At 23.0% G+C, this 21,538-nt stretch carries 24 protein-coding genes and 1 pseudogene; 11 read left to right on the top strand and 14 right to left on the bottom strand.

Going from position 1 to position 21,538, the window contains the following annotated elements:
• Positions 1 to 116: 116 nt before the first annotated feature.
• The 8 genes from AACL24_RS09070 (at position 117) to AACL24_RS09035 (ending at position 9,997) form a co-directional block, all read left to right on the top strand.
• Positions 117 to 1,475, top strand: a complete 1,359-nt coding sequence (locus AACL24_RS09070; protein WP_339046304.1) for a phage terminase large subunit — start codon at positions 117 to 119, stop codon at positions 1,473 to 1,475.
• Between the two features lie 3 nt (positions 1,476 to 1,478).
• Positions 1,479 to 2,786, top strand: a complete 1,308-nt coding sequence (locus AACL24_RS09065) for a hypothetical protein (protein WP_339046302.1) — start codon at positions 1,479 to 1,481, stop codon at positions 2,784 to 2,786.
• Entirely contained in the window at positions 2,755 to 5,616 is a 2,862-nt protein-coding gene (locus AACL24_RS09060; RefSeq protein WP_339046300.1) for a hypothetical protein, read from the top strand. The genes AACL24_RS09065 and AACL24_RS09060 overlap by 32 nt, the downstream gene beginning before the upstream one ends.
• Before the next feature lie 16 nt (positions 5,617 to 5,632).
• On the top strand, positions 5,633 to 6,127 hold the full coding sequence (locus AACL24_RS09055) for a hypothetical protein (RefSeq protein WP_339046298.1): 495 nt from the start codon (positions 5,633 to 5,635) through the stop codon (positions 6,125 to 6,127).
• A 4-nt stretch (positions 6,128 to 6,131) separates the two neighbouring features.
• Positions 6,132 to 7,322, top strand: a complete 1,191-nt coding sequence (locus AACL24_RS09050; protein ID WP_339046296.1) for a hypothetical protein — start codon at positions 6,132 to 6,134, stop codon at positions 7,320 to 7,322.
• 5 nt (positions 7,323 to 7,327) lie between these two features.
• On the top strand, positions 7,328 to 8,107 hold the full coding sequence (locus tag AACL24_RS09045) for a hypothetical protein (RefSeq protein ID WP_339046294.1): 780 nt from the start codon (positions 7,328 to 7,330) through the stop codon (positions 8,105 to 8,107).
• Entirely contained in the window at positions 8,091 to 9,647 is a 1,557-nt protein-coding gene (locus AACL24_RS09040; protein ID WP_339046292.1) for a hypothetical protein, read from the top strand. The genes AACL24_RS09045 and AACL24_RS09040 overlap by 17 nt, the downstream gene beginning before the upstream one ends.
• Before the next feature lie 143 nt (positions 9,648 to 9,790).
• Positions 9,791 to 9,997, top strand: coding sequence for a hypothetical protein (locus AACL24_RS09035; protein WP_339046290.1), 207 nt, complete (start codon positions 9,791 to 9,793; stop codon positions 9,995 to 9,997).
• 48 nt (positions 9,998 to 10,045) lie between these two features.
• On the opposite strand, the gene AACL24_RS09030 is transcribed toward AACL24_RS09035, so the two are convergent.
• The 11 genes and pseudogenes from AACL24_RS09030 to AACL24_RS08980 form a co-directional block, all read right to left on the bottom strand.
• Positions 10,046 to 11,284 carry an IS256 family transposase gene (locus AACL24_RS09030; protein WP_339046650.1) on the bottom strand — a complete coding sequence of 413 codons (1,239 nt, stop codon included), beginning with the start codon at positions 11,282 to 11,284 and terminating at the stop codon, positions 10,046 to 10,048.
• Between the two features lie 257 nt (positions 11,285 to 11,541).
• Positions 11,542 to 11,730: pseudogene (locus tag AACL24_RS09025) on the bottom strand (IS256 family transposase); the annotation flags it as partial.
• A 116-nt stretch (positions 11,731 to 11,846) separates the two neighbouring features.
• Positions 11,847 to 12,002 carry a hypothetical protein gene (locus AACL24_RS09020; protein ID WP_339046286.1) on the bottom strand — a complete coding sequence of 52 codons (156 nt, stop codon included), beginning with the start codon at positions 12,000 to 12,002 and terminating at the stop codon, positions 11,847 to 11,849.
• Between the two features lie 39 nt (positions 12,003 to 12,041).
• On the bottom strand, positions 12,042 to 12,866 hold the full coding sequence (locus AACL24_RS09015) for a hypothetical protein (protein ID WP_339046284.1): 825 nt from the start codon (positions 12,864 to 12,866) through the stop codon (positions 12,042 to 12,044).
• 1 nt (position 12,867) lies between these two features.
• Positions 12,868 to 13,125: a hypothetical protein gene (locus tag AACL24_RS09010; RefSeq protein WP_339046282.1), complete on the bottom strand. Its 258-nt coding sequence runs from the start codon at positions 13,123 to 13,125 to the stop codon at positions 12,868 to 12,870.
• Positions 13,126 to 13,466: 341 nt separating this feature from the next.
• Entirely contained in the window at positions 13,467 to 13,748 is a 282-nt protein-coding gene (locus AACL24_RS09005) for a hypothetical protein (RefSeq protein WP_339046280.1), read from the bottom strand.
• 17 nt (positions 13,749 to 13,765) lie between these two features.
• Complete coding sequence (locus AACL24_RS09000; protein ID WP_339046278.1) at positions 13,766 to 14,608, bottom strand: RecT family recombinase; 843 nt, start codon at positions 14,606 to 14,608, stop codon at positions 13,766 to 13,768.
• Positions 14,609 to 14,806: 198 nt separating this feature from the next.
• On the bottom strand, positions 14,807 to 14,953 hold the full coding sequence (locus tag AACL24_RS08995; protein ID WP_339046276.1) for a hypothetical protein: 147 nt from the start codon (positions 14,951 to 14,953) through the stop codon (positions 14,807 to 14,809).
• On the bottom strand, positions 14,934 to 15,596 hold the full coding sequence (locus AACL24_RS08990) for a PD-(D/E)XK nuclease family protein (RefSeq protein WP_339046274.1): 663 nt from the start codon (positions 15,594 to 15,596) through the stop codon (positions 14,934 to 14,936). The genes AACL24_RS08995 and AACL24_RS08990 overlap by 20 nt, the downstream gene beginning before the upstream one ends.
• Positions 15,589 to 15,711, bottom strand: a complete 123-nt coding sequence (locus AACL24_RS08985; protein WP_339046272.1) for a hypothetical protein — start codon at positions 15,709 to 15,711, stop codon at positions 15,589 to 15,591. The genes AACL24_RS08990 and AACL24_RS08985 overlap by 8 nt, the downstream gene beginning before the upstream one ends.
• A gap of 18 nt (positions 15,712 to 15,729) precedes the next feature.
• The gene (locus AACL24_RS08980; protein ID WP_286641247.1) at positions 15,730 to 15,939 is read right to left on the bottom strand and encodes a hypothetical protein; all 210 of its coding nucleotides are present in this window, start codon (positions 15,937 to 15,939) and stop codon (positions 15,730 to 15,732) included.
• 451 nt (positions 15,940 to 16,390) lie between these two features.
• Here AACL24_RS08980 and AACL24_RS08975 point away from each other — a divergent pair.
• Positions 16,391 to 17,220 (top strand): IS5 family transposase gene (locus tag AACL24_RS08975; RefSeq protein ID WP_339046269.1). Its coding sequence is split into 2 segments (ribosomal slippage): positions 16,391 to 16,787 and positions 16,787 to 17,220, totalling 831 coding nucleotides; the frame shifts between segments, so codons are not numbered across the junction.
• Positions 17,221 to 17,359: 139 nt separating this feature from the next.
• Here the strand turns inward: AACL24_RS08975 and AACL24_RS08970 are convergent.
• Positions 17,360 to 17,995, bottom strand: coding sequence for a hypothetical protein (locus AACL24_RS08970; protein ID WP_339046267.1), 636 nt, complete (start codon positions 17,993 to 17,995; stop codon positions 17,360 to 17,362).
• Positions 17,996 to 18,259: 264 nt separating this feature from the next.
• The gene (locus AACL24_RS08965) at positions 18,260 to 18,520 is read right to left on the bottom strand and encodes a hypothetical protein (RefSeq protein WP_339046265.1); all 261 of its coding nucleotides are present in this window, start codon (positions 18,518 to 18,520) and stop codon (positions 18,260 to 18,262) included.
• 329 nt (positions 18,521 to 18,849) lie between these two features.
• On the opposite strand from AACL24_RS08965, the gene AACL24_RS08960 reads away from it, so the two are divergent.
• Together AACL24_RS08960 and AACL24_RS08955 are read left to right on the top strand one after the other, a co-directional pair.
• Positions 18,850 to 19,970, top strand: a protein-coding gene (locus AACL24_RS08960) for an IS3 family transposase (protein ID WP_422398045.1) whose coding sequence is annotated in 2 segments (ribosomal slippage) — positions 18,850 to 19,093 and positions 19,093 to 19,970 — 1,122 coding nt in all. Because the reading frame shifts where the segments join, the coding sequence is not laid out codon by codon here.
• A gap of 150 nt (positions 19,971 to 20,120) precedes the next feature.
• Positions 20,121 to 21,341, top strand: coding sequence for an IS3 family transposase (locus AACL24_RS08955; RefSeq protein ID WP_339046261.1), 1,221 nt, complete (start codon positions 20,121 to 20,123; stop codon positions 21,339 to 21,341).
• Positions 21,342 to 21,344: 3 nt separating this feature from the next.
• On the opposite strand, the gene AACL24_RS08950 is transcribed toward AACL24_RS08955, so the two are convergent.
• On the bottom strand, positions 21,345 to 21,530 hold the full coding sequence (locus tag AACL24_RS08950) for a hypothetical protein (protein ID WP_339046259.1): 186 nt from the start codon (positions 21,528 to 21,530) through the stop codon (positions 21,345 to 21,347).
• Positions 21,531 to 21,538 lie beyond the last annotated feature (8 nt).

Genomic DNA, 21,538 nt, shown 5'->3' with positions numbered 1-21,538 from the left:
TGATATTTAGAAAGAGCATATGTTAATAAATATCACTTATCTACTAAAATTGATATAAAAAATAATGATAATACCACCCCTATAGCAATTAGTTTAGAAAATAAGAGTAAAAATAAATGTTAGAACATTTTGGATATCTTAATGATATTTTAAAACAAATGTATTATAAAAAATCTTTAACTGTTAAAAGAATTGACCAATTAGGTAGTCGTAAATCTGGTAAAACTATTCAAGATTTTGATTTTGAATGTAAAGCAACTGTATTACCTAATACAAAAGTTAAAACTTATGTTTTTAGAAATATGAGTGAACAATTATATGATACTTGAAAACAATTAAAAAATAGATGAGTATTATTTGCTATTGGTTTAGAATATACAATGTCTGAAACTCGTAAAACTATTAATTATAGAGATAGTGAAAGTGAATGTCGTGCGTTATATAAACAAAATAATAGTGAAATTAAATTAACTGGTTTACCAGATAATTCAAAATATGATTATGTAATTAGACATGTTGATGAAGCACATCAAATTGCTGAAAAAGATTGACAAGATATGGCAGATGCTATTCGTGGTTGTAGTCAATTATTAGAAATTAATAGTTGTAATCCTTGAAGTATTTTAAATTATTATATTAAAAATGTAGTTACATATTGTCCACAAAATGAAAAACAAATAATTAATGAATATGAACAATTTTATTTTAATGAAAAAGATAAAAGAATTGTTCATTATCAAAATTGAAAACTTAATTATTTATTACCAAAACATGAAGGTCAACGATTATTAGAATTACAAAAATTAGACCCAATATCTGCAAGAGTAAGAAGTCATGGTTTAGTAGGTTATGAATCTGGTGGAATATATACACATTTAATTCATAAAATATCACGTTTATTACAACCAAGTTATAGATTTAGTGCTGGATTAGATTATGGGTTTAAAGATGATGCTATGGCATGTTTATTAATAGGTTTTGATTATAATTTTAAATTTGTTAATGTTATTGATTGTTTAAAAATAGAAAATAAATTAATTCGTTATGATAATAAACAATTAGCAAGATTAGTAGTAGAGTTTTATATTAAATTAGCAAAAGAAAATAATTTGTTATATGAATATGGATTAACTGTATATTGTGATTTTAGTAATTATACATTTATTGAAATGTTAAATGATACAGCAATTAAATATAACGTTAATTCATGGCTCTATTTTAAAGATTGTGTGAAATTAAGACTTGAGTTTAGAATAGGTAAGAATGTGGCTTTAATGGCTTCAGAACGCTTAAATATTAGTATGAATGCACAAGAATTATTAGATGAATTTAGATTAGCAATATGAGATGAAAAAAGTATTAAACAAATACCTTTGCCGGGCAATGACCACCTCAGAGATGCTTTTGATTATGCTATAGAACCATATATTAGAAATTTAAGTGCAAATATAAATCCTTATTTTGAAAGGAAGTAACATATGAATAATCATAATACTGAAATATTAACTCCTAAGTGATGTATGATAAATCTTCAAGAAATAATAGCAAATCATGCTTCAAAATTATTATGAGGTAATGGTTATACTTTAACAAGTGAACATCCAGAATATAAAAATGCTATTGAAAAATTAAAAGAATGAAATAATTTTGATAGTTTATTTTATCAAGATTGTCATATTAAATCTGGTTATGGTTATAGTATTGTTCAAATTGATAAAAGTAAAACTGGTAGAATATCATTAAATTTTGCTCAGCCATATGCTCAATCAAGAGTTGCAAGAGTATTAGAAACTGAATATAGTGCATCAACATGGTCAAGAGTACAGTATGATGACCAAAGTATTTATGTTAAAACAACATATACTCGAAATCAAATAATTAGATATTTTACAAGTGATTATGTTACTTTAGATGGTTTACAAGAAAAAATAAGTAAAGATTTACAATTACCATTAATAGAAAATCATAATTTAGGTATTATTCCAGTTAAATTTATGCAAAATTTACCTAAAAAGAATTTCTTTGGTGGAGTTATTGGTGATTATTATCCATATATGACTGCTTGTAAAGGATTACAAAAATTATTGAATAAAACATTTGAATCAATTGAACATGAACTTGAATATAATGTTACTCGTGTATTTTTAGATATTACTGAACAAGAAATAAATCAATCTAAAACTGCTTTTGATTTAAAAAAATTAATAGGTAAATTTATTTTACAAGCAAATTTAAGAAGTTTAGGAAGTACTAGTGGAACACCACCAATTGCTATTTTACAAGGTAATCCCATTTTAGATAAATATGGTGAATTTATACAATTTATTATTGATAAAGCATTTGAGGGTAGTGGCTATAGTCCAGTAAATGATACTACAAGTCAAAAAACTGAAGCAGAAGTATTAATTACTAATTCAAGAGATATGGAAACTACTAGAATTAAAAGAACTTTAAATCAAAGTGATTGAAATGAAATATTTCAAAGATGTTTTATTTTAATGGGATTAGATGGTGATAAATCTAAATGAACATTTGAAATTAAAGAAAATACTATTATAGATAGATTAAAATCATTAGAAATTAATGAGAGAAAATTAGCATTAGATTTAACTAATAGAAAACGTATTCTTGTGCAAGAAGAAGGTGTTAGTGAAGAAGAAGCAATGAACATTCTTGAAGAAAATAGAAGAATGAGAAAAGAAGAAATTGATTTTGATAATAAATTAGTAAAAGATATTGATGGAGAAACTAAAAATGATACCGAAAATAAATCATCAATTAATTAAAACTGTATGAAAAAGTACAGGTGAAATTGAAAAAGATTTTACACAAAATAAAGATTTACAATTTCGTGTTTGTCCTTTTACTATTATTTTAGGTGCTATAAATTCAACAGAAACGGGATATAAACCACCAACTAGTATTCCTAATGATTATACTTCATTTAGTAAGATATTCACTGGTAGAGAAGCAATACAAGCAGTTTGAGACCATTCTTATTTTCCTATTCAAAATAAAGATAATCCAGATGAAGCATATAAACAATTACAAGTTGGTGATGTATTTTATGGAAATATTTTAAGTGACCAATTAGGTATTACTTATTCAGCAACACCAGCAAATAATGCTTTTATTCAAGAACAAGCAATTAAAAATGTAGTTATTAATATACCAAATGAAAAAAAGAATTTTGATTTTATTAATAATATTGTTTCAAATTTATATAAGTTATATATGATTCCAGAAATTAATAAAGTTATAAATACTGATAAATCAATTAAAGTTGATAGACAATGATATATTCTTGAAGTTGCTAGTAAAACTTATAATAATGAAAATAAAGAACTTGCATATATTCAATGTACTTTTAGTTCATTAAATGATAAATTAGCACATAGTGGATTAGCAATTAATCAATATGTACAATTAGGTGCGCCTGCTGACCCCGTTGCATTACCAGCATTAGATGAAAATAATAATATTATTTTAGATAGTAATTATTTAACACCATTACCAGTTACTCATTGTCAAATATCTTTTTATGGTTCAGTAAAACCTATTTCAATAGCATTATGGGGTAGAGATATTGATAATAATCATGAAAATACTAAACAACATAAATATAGACAATATCCAAGTAAATTATTATTTCCATGAGAATATCAATGTTCAACTTATGACCCAGTAAGTTTTCAAGCATTACCAGAAACTAATTATGTTTTAACTGTACGTGGTGAAAGTACAATGGATAGTTATCAAGATTGGCAAAAAGTAATTGCACCAAATTATGATGATGGTGCAACAAAACATTATGAAGGTCATTTAAGAACTAATGTTGAAAAAACAACAACTACAAATAAACTGGATGCTTCTAAAAGATTAGTAAATTATTGAGATAATAATTTTTTAAATGGTGCTGAAATTGAATATTATAATTATGCAACTGCTGGTAATCCATATTTTCAATATTATAATAAAAATAATAAAAAATTTATTGGTAATACTCATTATAATATGAATAATAATAAATTTAAACAGTTAAATACTATAAATGCATTACATTATTTTATTTATAATCCTATTAGTGAAATACCTTTAACAGTTAGAGAAACTATTAAAATTAATCTTAATACTATACCAGTATTTGGTTCATTTATGAATGCTTTTGTTGGTGGTTTAGATATTGGTGCAAAGTTAAGTAGTAATTTATTAATACCTCAATTTCCTTATATAAATGGCTTAATATCTGCTGAATTATATAATTTTTATACAACATTATTATATAGTTCACAAAGTACTAATCCAGCATTAATTCCATTAGATGTATTTAGAAATGAAACACCAGATACTATTCAATCTGTATTAGGTACAGCAAGTCATATGACATCATTTACATTTAATTTAACTGATAATCTTAATATGACTAGATTTAATGCAGAAAATGGAAGTATATTATTTGATTCAGTAGAAACAACTGAAAATTTAGGTCAATTTTCATCTGGTAGTCCTGACCAAGTACGGTTATTACCAAAAGATGATTCTACAAATTCATTATTACAAACACCAGATTTTACTAATACAAATATTGTTAAATGAGCAATTGATATGATTGATATAAAAGTTGTTGGTAAAAGTAATTTTAAAATAACATTTTATTCAATGCCAGATAATAGAAGTGGTGCTGTTAATGATAATTTTAGTATTTGAAGTGGTACTTATCAAACAGTTGGTAAAGCAAGTAATAATAGTAGATTAATTCAAAATACATTTATTTTAGCAAATAATACTTTTAAATTTGACCAACCATTTAATTATCCACAAACAATTCAACCACCCCCATTAATAGAAAGAGCGCATCCTATATTTATTGATTTAAGTAATCAAAGTCAATATGGAATTAATAATGATATTAATAGAACATTAGAAGCATCGCTAAATGATATTTTTCAAATGAGACCGCATACTTTAGAAGATGTTAAAGGTAAGTTTCATAATAGTATTGGTATTTATGTAAATCAATATGGTTATGATAATATTGATAAATTTAAAGAAGATTATGAAAGTATAACATTTAATTTTACATTAAATATGAAGGATAATTGAAATTTTTCTCCAGATAATCCGAGTTATACTAATTCAAAAAGTTGATTTACACCTATTAAAATAAATTTAAATGATATTGGTAATTTGCCAGATAACCAAAATGATACTGCGCTTTTTCAAAATAAGGATATTATTTATAATAATAATTCTGGAAATCATAATGATAGTAATAATAATTGAATATTTAATATAAATAATCGTACTAGTTTACCAATTAGTCAAACTGCTTCTTTAACAAATGCAGAAAGATTAAATAATATATATATTAATGATTTATTATGAACAAATGATACTCCAAGTAGTGGTCACACAATACCTTCATCAACATGATTTAAAATAATGGCTTTTAAAACAAAAGCATATCAAAGTGAAGATGATAACTTAATCGTAGTTCAATATCAATTTATAACTACATTTGATGCACCTACAAAAATTCTCAAACCTGGATTTGCTAATGCTAATTGAAACTTACAAACTACATCATTGGTAATTAATCCAAAAAGTTCAACTTAGAAAGGTGGTGGTAATTATGTTAAATGAAAATGAAATGAAAGAAGGTAATAGTATGGAAGAAAAAGAAAAAGATGAACAAAAAGAAACTGAATCAAATTCAACAGAAAATGAATCAAAAGAGCCAAAAAGTGAATCAAAAACCGAAGAAAGTGAATCAAAAGACAATGAAACTGAAGAATCTAAAGAACCAACTTTAGAAGATAAATATAAAGAATTAGAAGAAAAATATAAAGTTTTATATAAAGAAAAAACTGATAAAGATAGAGAAATTAGACATTCAGAAAGTTATAAAAAATATGATTTATCACAAGAAAATATTGATTTATTAAAAAGATATCTTGGAGATAAAGAAGATATTGAAGAAGAATTATCATTATTAAATAAAGATTTTCCACATTTATTTAATAAAAATAAAGATACAAATATTAGTAATTCTTTAGATATAAAAGATAAATTTAAAGAAGAAAAAGAAGATGAAGTAGATACTAGAAAAATAGGAATGGTAGGTTAAAAATATGGCAATTATTACAACACAATCAACAACAATTAATGACCCAAGTAATCCAACTGGGAAATTAGATTTATCAGTTAAATATATTAAAAATTTAAAAGTTTTATTATCAAAAAGAGTAGCATTAATTAATGCAACAGTAGAAAATAGAGAACAATTAGATGCTGGTACTGCTATTTATAATATTACTAAAAGAAATATTACTGAAGATTATACTGCTGGTGCTGGAGCAAATAATAATACTGCATCTGATTCAATACAAATTTTGTTAAATAAGAAAAAAGAAATTAATTTTGAAGAAGAAACATTAGATTTAAAATTATTAGGTGCAAAATATGAAGATGGTAATGTTCTTGTATCAGATAGTTTAGCATCAAGTTGAATTGATGCAAAAGCAAAATCAGTAGAAATATATTTAGTTGCTAAATTATTATCATTAGCAGTTAAAACAGCCAAAGATAATGGCATTATTAATATTGCATTACCAAGTAATCCAAAAATAGATGATTATCGTATGCTTTTATGATTAAAAATATCAAATACATTAGCAACATTAAAAGCACGTATTAATGATGAATATATTGGTACAGATGAAGAAGATTATGTATTATGAGTATCTAGTTTCTTTAAACCTTTAGTATTATTATCAACTACAAGTTTAGGTAGTGATAGTGCAAGTCAAGCATTAAAAGATGGTAAAATTGTAGAAATTGGTGGTATTAAAATTATAGAATGTCCATGATTAGGAAGAAATTATCCAGCTGGAGTTATTGATAAACAAGAATCATTTAATTTTTTAGGATGTGATGCTGTATTAGTACATAAAGAAGCATTAGCATTTCCATTTAATCGTGGTCAAGATAATACTTTTGTTTTACAAAGTAATGGTAATGTTAAGAATTTTCATAAGTTTTTAGTTTCAGAAGGTAAAGCATTAAGACCAGATTTAGTTAAAGGATTTACAGTTACTTCAAGTATAGATATTGCTACAGCAATTGAATTTACAAATTTAGGAAAAATAACTATGGCTGGTGATGCTCCAACTGCAGATGAAGTAGAAAAAGCAGTTATTGCTAAAAATCCTAATTATCGAAAAGGTAATGCTAATTTTTCAGATTTAACAGCAACAAGTGCTAATGTTGAAGGTAAAACTTTATATGATGGTTCTTTACAAGTAACTTTTACAAAGAAGTAATTTAAATGCCTATTATCTTACTTTTAAGAATAATATTAGAAACTGCTGTTAGTGATATACAAACTGCTGAATTAATAGAAAAATTTAAAAAAAATAATTCATTATTTAATAGTTTTTTAAAAAATCCAGCAGGAATATTAAAAAATCAATTAATGTCAAAAGTATTAGGACAAGGTAAATCTCAAAAAGAATTATCTGAATTTCAACAAGTTTTACAAAAATTAACAAATTTACCAGTAATTCATAAAAAAATAATGACACATATTACTAATAATAATATTGCTAAATTACAACATATTCAAAAACAATATTTAAATGGTAAGTCATTAATGGATAAGGGTAAAGAAATTATTATGAATTCTTTAACACAAGAAGATTATGACAGTATGATTGGAGTTTATGTAAATCTTTCTAGTAGTGCATTAGCGGGTGGTATGTGAACTCCAGTAGTACAAGCACAATCTGGTACTTATGGTATTGCTACATTAACATATAGAACTAATTTAAGTAAATCATATGATTATTTTAATGTTTCAAGAGAAACTTGAATTGATATGTGTAAATCTATGGGTGCTTATGGTACTGGTGCTAATAGTGTATTTATCAGAGAGTATTTAGGTGGAGTAAATAAAACTAGAAAAGAAATGAATGCTACTGTTAGAAAAAATGTTAGTCAATTAAATAGAGCAGTAACTAAACCTAATAAATCAGTTATTAGTACAGTTAATAAATCACAAGCAGTACAAGGATATGGAAGGTATAAAGATTATGGAAAACAAAAATAATATTGATTGAAATGTAAATTTAAATTATATTACAAAAGATGATTTAAAAACTATATATGGTTTTATACCAGATGCTGACCAAACTACTACTGATAATACTAAAACTGATTTTACTATTATGGCAATTGCTATTTCAAGTGAAAGAATTAATACTATTACTGGTAATCAAATTGAAGTAATAGGATTTAAAAATCTTAATGAAACTCAACAAAATTTAGTTAAAAGAGCAACAGCAAGAATGACTATATATTATTTAACTGATGGAATGGCATTTATAAGAAGTAGTGTTTCTATTAGTGGTAATGGTTTATCAAGTAGTATTAGTCCACCAAGTGAACCAGATTATGTTTTAATGGAAGTATATAATTTATTACAACAAGCAAATTTACATACTCCAAGAAAAGCAATTAATAATCCTATTTCATGTAATACAGACAATTTTAATACACCTAGTATTTTTGATGAAAGTGATACAAGAGTAATAACTTGAGATTCTGGTAATAAAACATTTTTACGAAAAGAAGGAATAATTGCTGGTACTGGTATAAAAATAGATGATATTACTGATACTATACCTAAATTAAAAATTCATGTTGATAGTAATATTGATTCATTATGAGAAATTAATATAGATAATCCTAATTTTATAAAGCCAAAAGATGATAAAGGTATTAGTGCAAATGATAAACGTATTATTGATGTTGGTACACCTACTTTTTTAAGTGATGCTACAACTAAAGAATATGTTGATAATTTAATTGATAAAAAACAAGATAAATTAATTGCTGGTGAAAATATTAAGATTGATGAAAAAACTAATACTATTAGTGCTACTGGTGGTAAAGTAGATTTATCAGATTATTATAAAAAAGAAGAAATAGATAAAAAATTAGAAGATACAAAAGCACAATTTCCGATTGCATTTCAAATAAATGCTCTAAGTCAAGAAATTCCTAATTTAGAAACTACTAATAAAACAGTTGTTGGTGCTATTAATGAATTAAAAGAAAAAATAAAAGACAAAAAATTTTCAAATGATTATTTTAAATATAATACTGAAACAAATGAAATTTTACTAAATGATGAAGAAAATTCATTACTTTGTAAGGAATTATTAGAAAATAATGAATATAAAATATTAAAAACTCAAAATAAAAAATTATTACAAGCAATTAATGAAATATTAGAAAAACAACCACAACCAAGTCCAAGTCGTTCAAATTGAAAAAAAGTAGGAGAAGTTATAACAGATAAAAATAATAATAATCAAAATTTTATAAAATATATATTTAAAGATAAAACACATTATAGAATATATATAAGTTATGGTGATTATACAAGTAAAGAAAATAATAAAAATTATAGTTGACAAATAATTAATTTTTATTATCAATTAGATACAAGCGTTGTAAAAAGTAGTTTATGAATAGCAAATAATAACAATAACCAACAAACTGAAATTAATATTTATAACAATAGAATAATGTGGGGTATGGGTAGAGATTATATTTTTAAAAAATTAGAAGAATTACAGGAATAATATTATGTTTTTTAAAATAATAAAAATTATTTTAGGTTTAATTGGAGTAATTCTATCGTCAGCAACAGCGGGTTTAATTATATTTATCATTGTAAAAATAATATTAAAAATTAATCAAATATTTTAGAAAGGTGGTGATTAATATGGATACTACAACAATTATTATAGTTGCTAATTTATGTATTAATGGGGGTTATGTTTTAATTAAATTAGGAAAAGCATTTATTGCTTTTGGCAAATCTTTAACAGACCCTAATAAAAAAGAAATTAAAAAACAAAATAAAATTAATAAATTACAAAATAAATTAAATTCTATTAATAAACAACCAGAAGTAAAAAGTATTTATTAAAAAAACAGAGGCTTTTATGTAATCTGTGTATCTTTGTTTTACAAAGTACTAGTTTAGATTAATTCTATCTTCAAATTTTATCATAAAATGAGCAATTGCTGTATTTCAATTTTGAATGGGCATTGTTCATTTTTTTGTTATATTTTCAATTGCTAAATAAAATATTTTAAAAACTGCCATATCGTTAGGAAAAACTTTTTTATTTCTGATAACTTTTCGTAATTGACTATTTACAGATTCAATAGCATTTGTTGTATAAATCACTCTTTTGATTTCTGTAGGATAACTAATAAAAACCATTAAATTATCTCAATTTTTATATCAAGATTTAGCAATTTGAGGATATTGTTTATTTCACTTATTTTCAAAGGATTCTAAAGCCTGCATTGCTTGTTCTTCACTACATGCAGTATAAATTGGTTTTAAATCTGCAACTAGAGATTTTCTATGCTTATATGAGACATATTTCAAACTATTTCTAATTTGATGAACTATGCATAATTGATGTTCTGTTTTAAGATAAACTGATTGTATTGCTTCTGACATGCCTGTTAAATTATCACTGCAGGCAATAAGAATATCATTTAAGCCACGATTTTTCATTTCTGTTAAATTTGCTAATCAAAATTTAGCACCTTCATTTTCACTAATTCATAAACCTAAAACATCTTTTTTACCTTCTAAATCAACTCCTAAAGCTATATAAACTGATTTATTAATAATCCTTTTATCTTGTCGTACTTTCACTACTATGCAATCAAAATAAACAATCGGATAGACACTTTCTAATGGTCGATTTTGCCATGCTTTTACATCATCAATAACATCATCAGTAATTTGACTAATAACACTTTCACTAATATCAGCACCATGATATAACTCTTGTAATTGCATTCTAATATCTGATAATGTCATACCTTTTGCATATAAAGAAAGAACTTGTTGATCAAAACCATCAAATCTTCTTTGTCTTTTTGCAACTATTATAGGATTAAAATTACTATTGCGATCTCGTGGTACATCAATCTCAATTTTACCTTGTTGAGTTATTATTTTTTTTGAACTTATACCATTACGAGCATTGTCACTATTACTATGTTGATTCTTTTCATATCCCAAATAATTTTGCATCTCAGAATTCAACATTTTTTCTACTAATCTTTTTGTTAATTCTTTATACAATCCTCCCTCTTTAAAAACTGTTGTTAAATCTTCAGTATTTTCTAATAATAAATCTACTGCTTTTGATATTGGATCATTATTATTAATATTTTGCTTTTTAGCCATCTGTAACTCACTCTTTCTAGTCATTTAATTATATTTACTAGAATTAATTAAACATAGTTATTTTTGTAAGTTACACAGATTACTAAACATTATCAGTTAATATAAAAATATTATTAACAATTTTTTGTTTAAAATGTAAACTCATTTTTTAAACTATTTTTTCAAAAAATATTTATTTCTATATTCAATAACACTAAATAGTTTTAAAACAATTTTATTGACAATTAATTAAATTTAATTACGGAATATGTCCTATGTTGATTCTTTTCATATCCCAAATAATTTTGCATCTCAGAATTCAACATTTTTTCTACTAATCTTTTTGTTAATTCTTTATACAATCCTCCCTCTTTAAAAACTGTTGTTAAATCTTCAGTATTTTCTAATAATAAATCTACTGCTTTTGATATTGGATCATTATTATTAATATTTTGCTTTTTAGCCATCTGTAACTCACTCTTTCTAGTCATTTAATTATATTTACTAGAATTAATTAAACATAGTTATTTTTGTAAGTTACACAGATTACTAAACATTACCAAAAAACACCTTAATTGGTGTTTTATTTTTGTTTAATATACGCGTGTGCATAATCATTACAATTATTATCTTGGCAATTATCTAAATGATAATTAATTTTTCCTAATTGCCTTGAACCAATCATATTAAATGTTTCTTTATTATCATTGTCTATATATCAATCTTTTTTTGGTCTCATTATTTACTCCTTATATTAAATAAGTATAATATAACATAATTATAAACTCATATGATTATAATCTCAATTTAATGAAGTATTATCATAATTTAATGGTACTTCATGTAAATCACTACCATATTGACTACTTGTTTCACTATTAATTGTAAATCTATTATCATTAATTAATCTTGTAACTTCATTTGTAAATGCTGTTTCTTGCATTTCTTCAATATGATTTGTAGTTTCCATAGGTAGTAAATTATGAATAATTTCAGAAGCACCAGCAATTATTGTAGGTAATGCATAAGCATTATTAAAATCGTTATTAATACCCATTGCTACACCACTACTAATCAAACATCCACCAGTTGCCATATTACAAATTTTTCTTATTGCTTCAAATTTATTAGGTATTAACTCAGTAATTCCTGCAATTAAATTTGCTATACCATAGCTATTTAAACTAATAAATGTATCTCAATCCATTAAATGATTAGAAGAGTTACTAAGATTACTAAATAATAAATCTGGTGGAAATGGGTTTACTGTTGTAGTTGTTGTGGGACTTTCTGTTGGATTAGGATTAATATCTGCATTAGTAAATTTACTATAATTAACTAATCCAATTGTTCCTAATCCTAATAATATTTTTTTAGAACTATTAAGTAATCGAGAATTTGTGCTTGGCGTTTGGTTAAGATTTCATATATCAATTGCTAGTTTCTTGCTAAATAATAAAGCATTTATACTAGCTAGTATTGAATTATTAATTACTTGACCATAATAAGCACTTGTTCCAATCATTGCTGATAAGGGGCTTATTCCAGTTCTAATTAATTTGGTTAAAGTATAATTTGATTGTGAGTTTTCTGTATTTGGCATTTTATTCTCCTTTTATAAATTTAAATTGCATATTTCCAATAGTATCTCTATTATTACCAACTATAATTAAATATCCAGTTTGATTATTTTCTAATATTCATGAATAAAAAATATCTTGTGGATATAATTTTGGATATAAATTTAATCCTAATAAATAACATAAAGCATCTTCTTTATTTTTTAATAAATTTACTGTTGGACATTTTATTTCTTTTGGACTTTTTTCATTATAAAATCATTCAGTTCTAATATTTCTCATTATTTCACATCCTTTTATGAACTGATCAGCACCGTAATAAACGGTGGACTATAGAATTATAATGTTATCCAAATTTTAATAATTCTATAGTTTCGTTCTGTATAAAATAAAATTTAGGACTTACATTGACATATTTAAATAAAATAAAAAAAGGAACGGGTAAAGGGTTATATGTCAAATGCCTAAATATTAATTATTTTTATTTTTTATTTAATTCTTCATTTTCATATTGAATAAAACAGATTTCATGCATATATCACTTTACTTTTTTGAAGCAAAAAATTTTTTTATAATTTTTTATTCAATTACCATCCATTATTGATTTTTTACAATAATCACATTTATAAATTATCATTATCAAATTCTCCATTTTCAATTAATTCCTTTAAAATAAATAAAGTTACATCAGTTCTACGTTCTGGTTCTAATTTAATTAAATTATTAATATGATTAATTAGTTTTTCTTTATTAATACAATTTTTATGTCTTGATTTATTAATTTCATCAACTTTAATTCTATGCCCTAAACAATAGGCTCTACCATTTTCATCAATAGATTCATTAGCTTTAATTTGACATTGTATTAATTTTTCATTTCAAGTTTCAGTTCACATACATATCATGATAAATTTACCTTTCATTAAACTTCAAAATTTTCTATTATTTCTTCTTCCTTTTCTAATTCTTTTAATTTAGATAAAGTAGAATTTATATCATTATTATCAATTTCATGATTTGAATTAATAATTTTTACTTCTTCACCAGTATTATCTTTATAAGCAATTGTTTCTTCATCAATTACTACACCTTGGTCTAATTGAAGTGCTAAATTAATATCATCTTGATTATTTAATACTATAATTGGTGTTTTATTAATTTCGCGAATTAATGCTTTAACTACTGTTTTTAAAGCCATTTGGTCAAAAGCAGAAGTTCATATATGATTTAATTTTCATTCTTGATTTTTTTTATTATAAGTTTTGCCATATTTATCTCTATGTTGATTTATTTCTTCAACAGTCATTCCTTTATAAAAATTATTAATTTTACCATTTTTATCTAAAAGTGAAATATAACAATAATAACCAATAGTATTAATAGTTTTTCTTTCAAAAATTAATGCTGGATTAATTTCTCATTTATTATTTTCTTGATTAAATTTATGTGCAGTTGTTATTTTTTCTCTTTGAAAATCAATTACTAATCCAGTTCTTTGTAATAATGTTAATCAACCATCTTCTTGAATTTGTACTTGTAATTCATCACCATAAGGAATTAATGCTAATTCTTTTTTAATAGGATTAATAGAAAGATTTAACTTATATAAATTTATTAAAGCATTAATTAAACTTTGAGTATTCATATTTTTTAAATCTTTACTAGAATTTATAATCATTTCATAATAATTTCTAAATTTTATATATTCTTCTTTATTACTTTTAATAAAATTAGGAATTTTTAATTCATTTTTATTATTACTCATTATTTTCTTCTCCTTTTTTATTTAATAATTCTAAAATTTCATCTAATTTTTTATTAATTTTTCCTAAATGTTTTAATAAAATTAAAATTGACTTATCCATGATTATCATCCTTACTTACTATTTCATCAACTATTTTTTCTAAACAATTCATACATCAATTTTTACTTAATCAGATTCTTTTATTACATTTTTTACATTTATTCATATTTATTTATCCTTGTTTTTAGTAAACTTAATTCATATTTAATTTGTTTTCTAATTTCAAATTCAATTACTTCATCATGTGCATATTCTAATAATTCATTTAAATATTTAATATTTTCTTTAATTTGTTCTATTTTCATTTTTATTTTCTCCTTTAAAATATTTTGTTTTTGCATTAAATCATTCAATTAATAATTCATTTGTTATTTCAATTTCTATTTCTTCTTGACTATTTTTATTAGTTAAATAAACATAAGTTTTATTACATGGACTTATACCATTAGCAAGTAACATACAATAATAAGCAGTTAATTGTAATTTAATTCTTTTGAATTTATCTTCATCAATACAAGCATATGTTTTATAATCAACTAAATAATATTTATTTTCTTTTTTATCTAAATAAACTAAATCTGGTGTTCCTGCAACTAAAGTATCAGTAATAGGTTTTTCAATAATAAATTCATAATTATTTTTATCTTTAAATTTTTCTTTTAAAAAAATAAGTGATTTTTTACAATAAGAATAATTTATATTATTAGTTACTGGTTTTAATTTTTTTAATAAATTATTAATAATATTTTCTTGATTAATATTTTGTAAATATAATTCATTAAGTTTATGAACTCATTTACCACGAACTGAAGCATTTTTTAATACTTCTGCTGAGATATGACTATATCCAAAACCTAAATAATTATCAATAATTCTAGAAACTGAAATTAATTCTTTATCTTCTAAAAAATATTGATGTGTTTCTTTTTTAAAAATTAATTTACTCATATTTATTTCTACCTATTAATATTCAAAAACATTTATTACATAATCTATTACCAAAAGAAGATTGTTTTCTACAATTATCACAAGAACCATTCATTCTATATTCTCTATATTCCATAAATATTTTTACCTTTCATTAATTAAGTTTTTTATTTAATTCCTTATTATTTAAATTTATGTCTAATTCCATTACTAATATTTCATATTTTTCAATATAAGCCTCTTTGATTAAATGATGTTTATAATTTCTATGAAAGTTATTAGCATTTTCAACTGTAGAAAAGGCTTTATATTTTATTTGAGAAGTATAATTAACTTCATATTTTAATAAGTAAACATATTTCATATTTATTTTTTCTCCTTTATTTTATTTATTGTGTTATGATATTGTTAATGAGGTATGTATTTATATATAAAACCCCCTATTTTTTTAAATAATACAAATGTAATTATTAATTAGATTAATGGGGTATTTACTGAGCCATAATAAGGCTATTCAAATTAATCTATAATTACATTAAGCGATATACTGTTATTTTCTAATTTGCTTAACATTAGAATCCTTTTATACTGATAGAAAGATAGGCCTATAGCCAACAGTTATTTTTTTTCTTTCCGACAGGGTATTAAGTTTTAATCTTTTAACAAAAAAAGAACGATAGTTATATCGTTCTTTGTTATCCAATTATTAATCTAAGGGTTAAAGTGATGCGCCCTATTTAAGACTTCTTGCAAAACCTATCTATTAAAAATTTAATTTTTAAAATAAAATTAAAAATAAAAAAGATAGGTAATCTATGATGTTTGATAAATTAAAAACTATTAACAATACAGAATTATTAAGATTAACTGGTATAAATGATATTATTTTTAATAAAATTCTAAAAATTTTAAAGACAGAAGAAGTAAAAAAGTTTAAAAATGGTGGTACACCTAATAAATTATCATTAGAAAATCGTTTATTAATGACTTTAGAATATTGAAGAGAGTATCGAACTTATTTTCATATTGCTAAAAGTTATGGAATTAGTGAAAGTAGTTGCTATAGGAATATCAAGTGAATAGAAAATACTTTAATAAAACATCCTGATTTTCAACAACTTGATGGGCAAAAATCACTGTTAAATAATAATTTTAAAGATAAAACAGTTATCATTGATGTGACTGAAAGTACTATTCAACGCCCAAAAAAAGTCAAAAACAATATTATTCAGGAAAAAAGAAAAAACATACAATAAAAACTCAAGTCATAATTGAAAAAGATAGTAAAAAAATTATAAGTTCTTATTTTTCTTATGGTAAAAATCATGATTTTAAAATTTTAAAAAATTCAAAAACGAAATTTTTATCAGAAACAACTATTTTAGTAGATTTAGGATATCAAGGTATACAAAACATACATAAAAATGTCTTATTACCTAAACGAAAATCAAAGAAAAACCCTTTAACTAAAGAAGAAAAGAAAAATAATAAGGCTATTTCAAAAATGAGAGTTGTTATTGAACATGTTTTTGCGATTCTTAAAAAATTTAAAATTATTAGTGAAAAATATCGAAATAGAAGAAAAAAATTTGCATTAAGATTTAATTTAATAGCTTCAATTTATAATTTACAATTATTAATTTAAATATATTTGATAATTTCATATTTTATTTTTTTATTTGAAATAATAATTTTTGTTGTATTTTAATGACAAAAAATAAAACATATTTTGAACAATAATTTTTAAAAAATATTAAAAGTGTTATTAAAATAAATTTTTAAACTTAAAAAATGTGATTAATATCATAGTTTTGCAAGAAGTCTAATGTTTTAACGAAAAAATTAGTTGAAGATTTACCCTTATTTTCTTGATTATTTAATAATTTTATTTCACTTATTTCATTAGTTAAATTAATTGTTTTTAATACAACTAATTGATTTTCAGAATTAAGATTTCTCTCAATTATTCTAACTGTCATTTTTTGTTGTCGATCAAATAAAAGTAATAATTGACTATTAATATTCAATAAATCATAATCATCAGAAATTTCAAAATTATATTTTCCTTTAATGACTTGACCTGATGAATCAATAATTTGAATATTTTTACTATCTGCTTTTAAAATATATGTTTTACTATTTAATCTAATAATATCAATTCCATAAAGATCTAATTCAGAATATGTATTACTTACATAATCATAAATTAATACTTGATTATTATCATCTTTAATTACTCAAACTTCCCTATTAGTTTTAAAAAAATATTTTGCTGTTCACGATAATTTATTAATAGTAAAATCGGAATTACTTATTAAAAGACTATAGTCTCCATTATCTGACTTAATAATAACTTCATCATCACGAATATAGTTAATTTCTTTTATTGCATGAAATAAAGAAACAAATTTTAATGGCATTAATTTTTGATCTTTTATTTCTCCAAGAGTAAGTATAGTGTGATTTAAAATTTTTGTTTCAATTAAAAATTTTGTATTACTAATTGCTGTTACTTTGCCATAAAGATTAAATTCTTTAAATATTTCTATTTTTAATGAAGTTAAAACACCATTAGAAGTTAATAAATACAGGTTTTTGGTAGATTTTTCTGTTAAAATTCCGTAATTTCCTCCTTGACCATTAGTGAATTCAGTGAATCTTATATGATCAGGATTAGAAATTTCTTAAAACTTCTTATCTTTATCTAAAAATCATAATTGATTTCCATTAATCACTAAACCAAGATTATTATTAAAAAAATAAAATTTACCTTTTTTATTCAAATTAATTAAAGAAATATCATCTTTATTTTGTTGAAGATTACATTTTAAATCTTGTAACTGATTAGCATTCGTACCTATATTATTAGTATTTAAAATACTACTTAAACTGCTAACAGTTGTTGCAAGTGTTAAAACACTTAATGTTTTTAATAATGCTTTCATGATGAAAAGCCCCTTTTTTCCCCATTAACTTCTTAAATTTAAGAAGTTAATTACATTTTAATTTTCAAAAAAAATAAATGCAATAAAAAATTAATATTCATGGTATTCTAATCTATTTTCTAAAAAATATTTTTTATCAAAACCATTCTCCTTTTTAAAATCTTTAATTTGACAAATTTTAAAATATACTTATCAAATAACTTCTATTTACAATTAATTTATTTTTATATTAAACTAATAATATATTTATAATTGGATGGATTACAATTTATTGGACACTAATTACGTAGACAAGTAAACAAATTTGTTAAAAGAAAGGAACTATAATTATGGCCAATATTAACTCATATACCGATGAATTTAAAAAACAAATAGTAGCTTTATATCAAAGTGGCAAATCAGTATCTTGCCTTGCTAAAGAATATAATATTACAAGAGCAGCTACTTACAATTGAATTAAGCAATTTAGTAATTCAGGAAGTTTTAAAACTAAAGATAATCGTTCTTTTGAAGAAAATGAATTAATTAAATTAAGAAAAGAATTAAAGCAATTACGAATGGAAAATGATATTTTAAAGCAAGCAGCACTAATAATAGGCAGAAAATAGAAATTATTGTCAAAAATAAAGCTAAATATAAAATTCGCACAATGTGTCGTTTTTTAAAAATATCTAAATCAACATATTATTTTAATTTAAAGAAAAAAGAAAATAAAATCAAAAATAATATTTATGATGAAGCTGTTATTAGTGCTTTTAAAGAAAATAAAGAAGTTTATGGTACTAGAAGATTAAAAAAAATTCTAGAAAACCAAGAAATTTATTTATCGCGCAGAAAAATTAAAAAAATTATGAATGAACATAATTTAATATCAAAATATACTAAATTATCATTCAAAAATCATAATAACAAAGTTAACGATAGTCAAATAACTAATCTTGTTAATAGAAAATTTAAGAATAGGATTAAAAATGAAGTTATTGTTAGTGATTTAACTTATGTACAAGTTAATGGTAGGTGAAACTATATTTGCCTATTAATAGACCTATTTAACCGCGAAATTATCGGACATAGTGTTGGAGTTAAAAAAGATGCATCATTAGTACATCAAGCATTTATGCAATCAAATCGCTGTTTAAAAGATATTCAAATATTTCATAGTGATCGCGGTAATGAATTTAACAATAAAATTATTGATAAACTTTTACTAGCATTCAACATTAACCGTTCTTTAAGTAAAAAAGGTTGTCCTTATGATAATGCTGTTGCTGAAGCAACTTTTAAAACTTTTAAAACCGAATTTATTAATGATAAAAATTTTACATCATTAATCCAATTAAAATTAGAATTATTTGATTACATCAATTGATATAACAATATAAGAATTCATAGCACTTTAAACTACTTAACTCCAGTTAAATATCAACAACAAATGTTTACCAAAAAATAGTCCTAAAAAGTGTTGCCATTCCAAAAGATTAAATAATACATACCAGGTAATAAAATACCACCACCAATAAAATGAACATCTAGAATAAAGTAGACACAGAATTGTAACCTTTGTGTTAAAAATACTTTAAGGAAGGTGTTAATTTTTTTTATGGCTAAATGACTATCAAAAGAAGAAAAGTTAAAAATAATAAAAATAAGTAAAATTAAAACGATTGATAAAACTGCATTAGAATATGGTATTGGCCGATCATCAATAAAAGAATGAATTAAAGCATACAAATTATTAGGTGAAGAAGGTTTAGAATATGGCAATGGAATTCGTGCTAAAAAAACCAAAAGAACAGGTCGAACCAAATCTTTAAATTTTAATGAAATGACAAAACAAGAATTAATTCAATATATTGAGGTAATGAACGATATAAAAAAGTATTTAGAAAAATCGACAAAAAAGAAGAAATATTTTCTGATTTTCTCCTTGAAGAAAAAATATCAGATTAGTTATTTATGTTGATTTTTAAAGGTTTCAAAATCAGGATATTACAAATGAATTAAAAACGGAATGAATGAATTTAATAAATGAGATAAATTTTTAGCTAATATAATTAAAAATATTTTTTATGAATTTAAAGAAATTTATGGTTATAAAATGATAACTTTATTAATTAACAAAATTTATAATTTAAAATTAAAATTTCATGTTGTATATAGATATATGAGAAATATGGGTTTAAAAGCTAAGGTTCGCATAAAGAAATTTGATTATAAAACTAAATCAGGAAGTTTAAGATATGATAATTTATTAAATCGTGATTTTTCAACTACTGATTTAAATCAAAAATTAGGTACTGATATAACTTATTTATTGACTAATGGTAAAACATATTATTTATCAATTGTTAAAGATTTTCATAATAATGAAATATTAGATTATAAAATAAGCGCAAGTTTAGATATGACATTTGTTGTCCAAAACATTATTCAAGCTTGAGTTAATGCTCAAAAACCTACTTCATGAATTTTACAATCAGACCAAGGATTTCATTATACAAATCCTTCTTATAAAACCTTATGTGACGAATTAAAAATAAAAATTTCGATGTCTAGAAGAGGTAATTCTTGTGATAATGGTGCTACTGAATCTTGATTTGGAACAATGAAAACAGAATTTCTATATCAAATTCTAAGAAAAAACAGAACTATTGAATGAATAAAAGAAAATTTACCCAAATATATTTACTTTTATAATAACGATAGACCTCAAACAAAATTAAAAGGAATGAGTCCAATCGAATATCGATTAGCTCATTCCAAATCAACAAATAATTACTTCATATCTACAAATTTAACACTTACAAACACTATTTTATAAAATTTAATAAAAGGTTACTTTAATTGTCCACTTTTCTTGACAAATTCAAAGTCCGGCCGCAATACCCATTAAAAAAGTTTTTAATAACGGACTTTGTGCTTTCTTTAATGCATACTTATAAACAGCAATATAAGTTTCAATACTTGTTAATGTTTCTTCATTATTCATATTTTCTACACTTGTATTCACGAATAAAC

Origin of the sequence: Spiroplasma endosymbiont of Colias croceus, assembly GCF_964020095.1 — a bacterium.
GTDB lineage: Bacteria > Bacillota_I > Bacilli_A > Mycoplasmatales > VBWQ01 > Spiroplasma_E.
The sequence above is the reverse complement of the archived record's forward strand: the minus strand, read 5'-3'. Positions and strand labels throughout refer to the sequence as shown.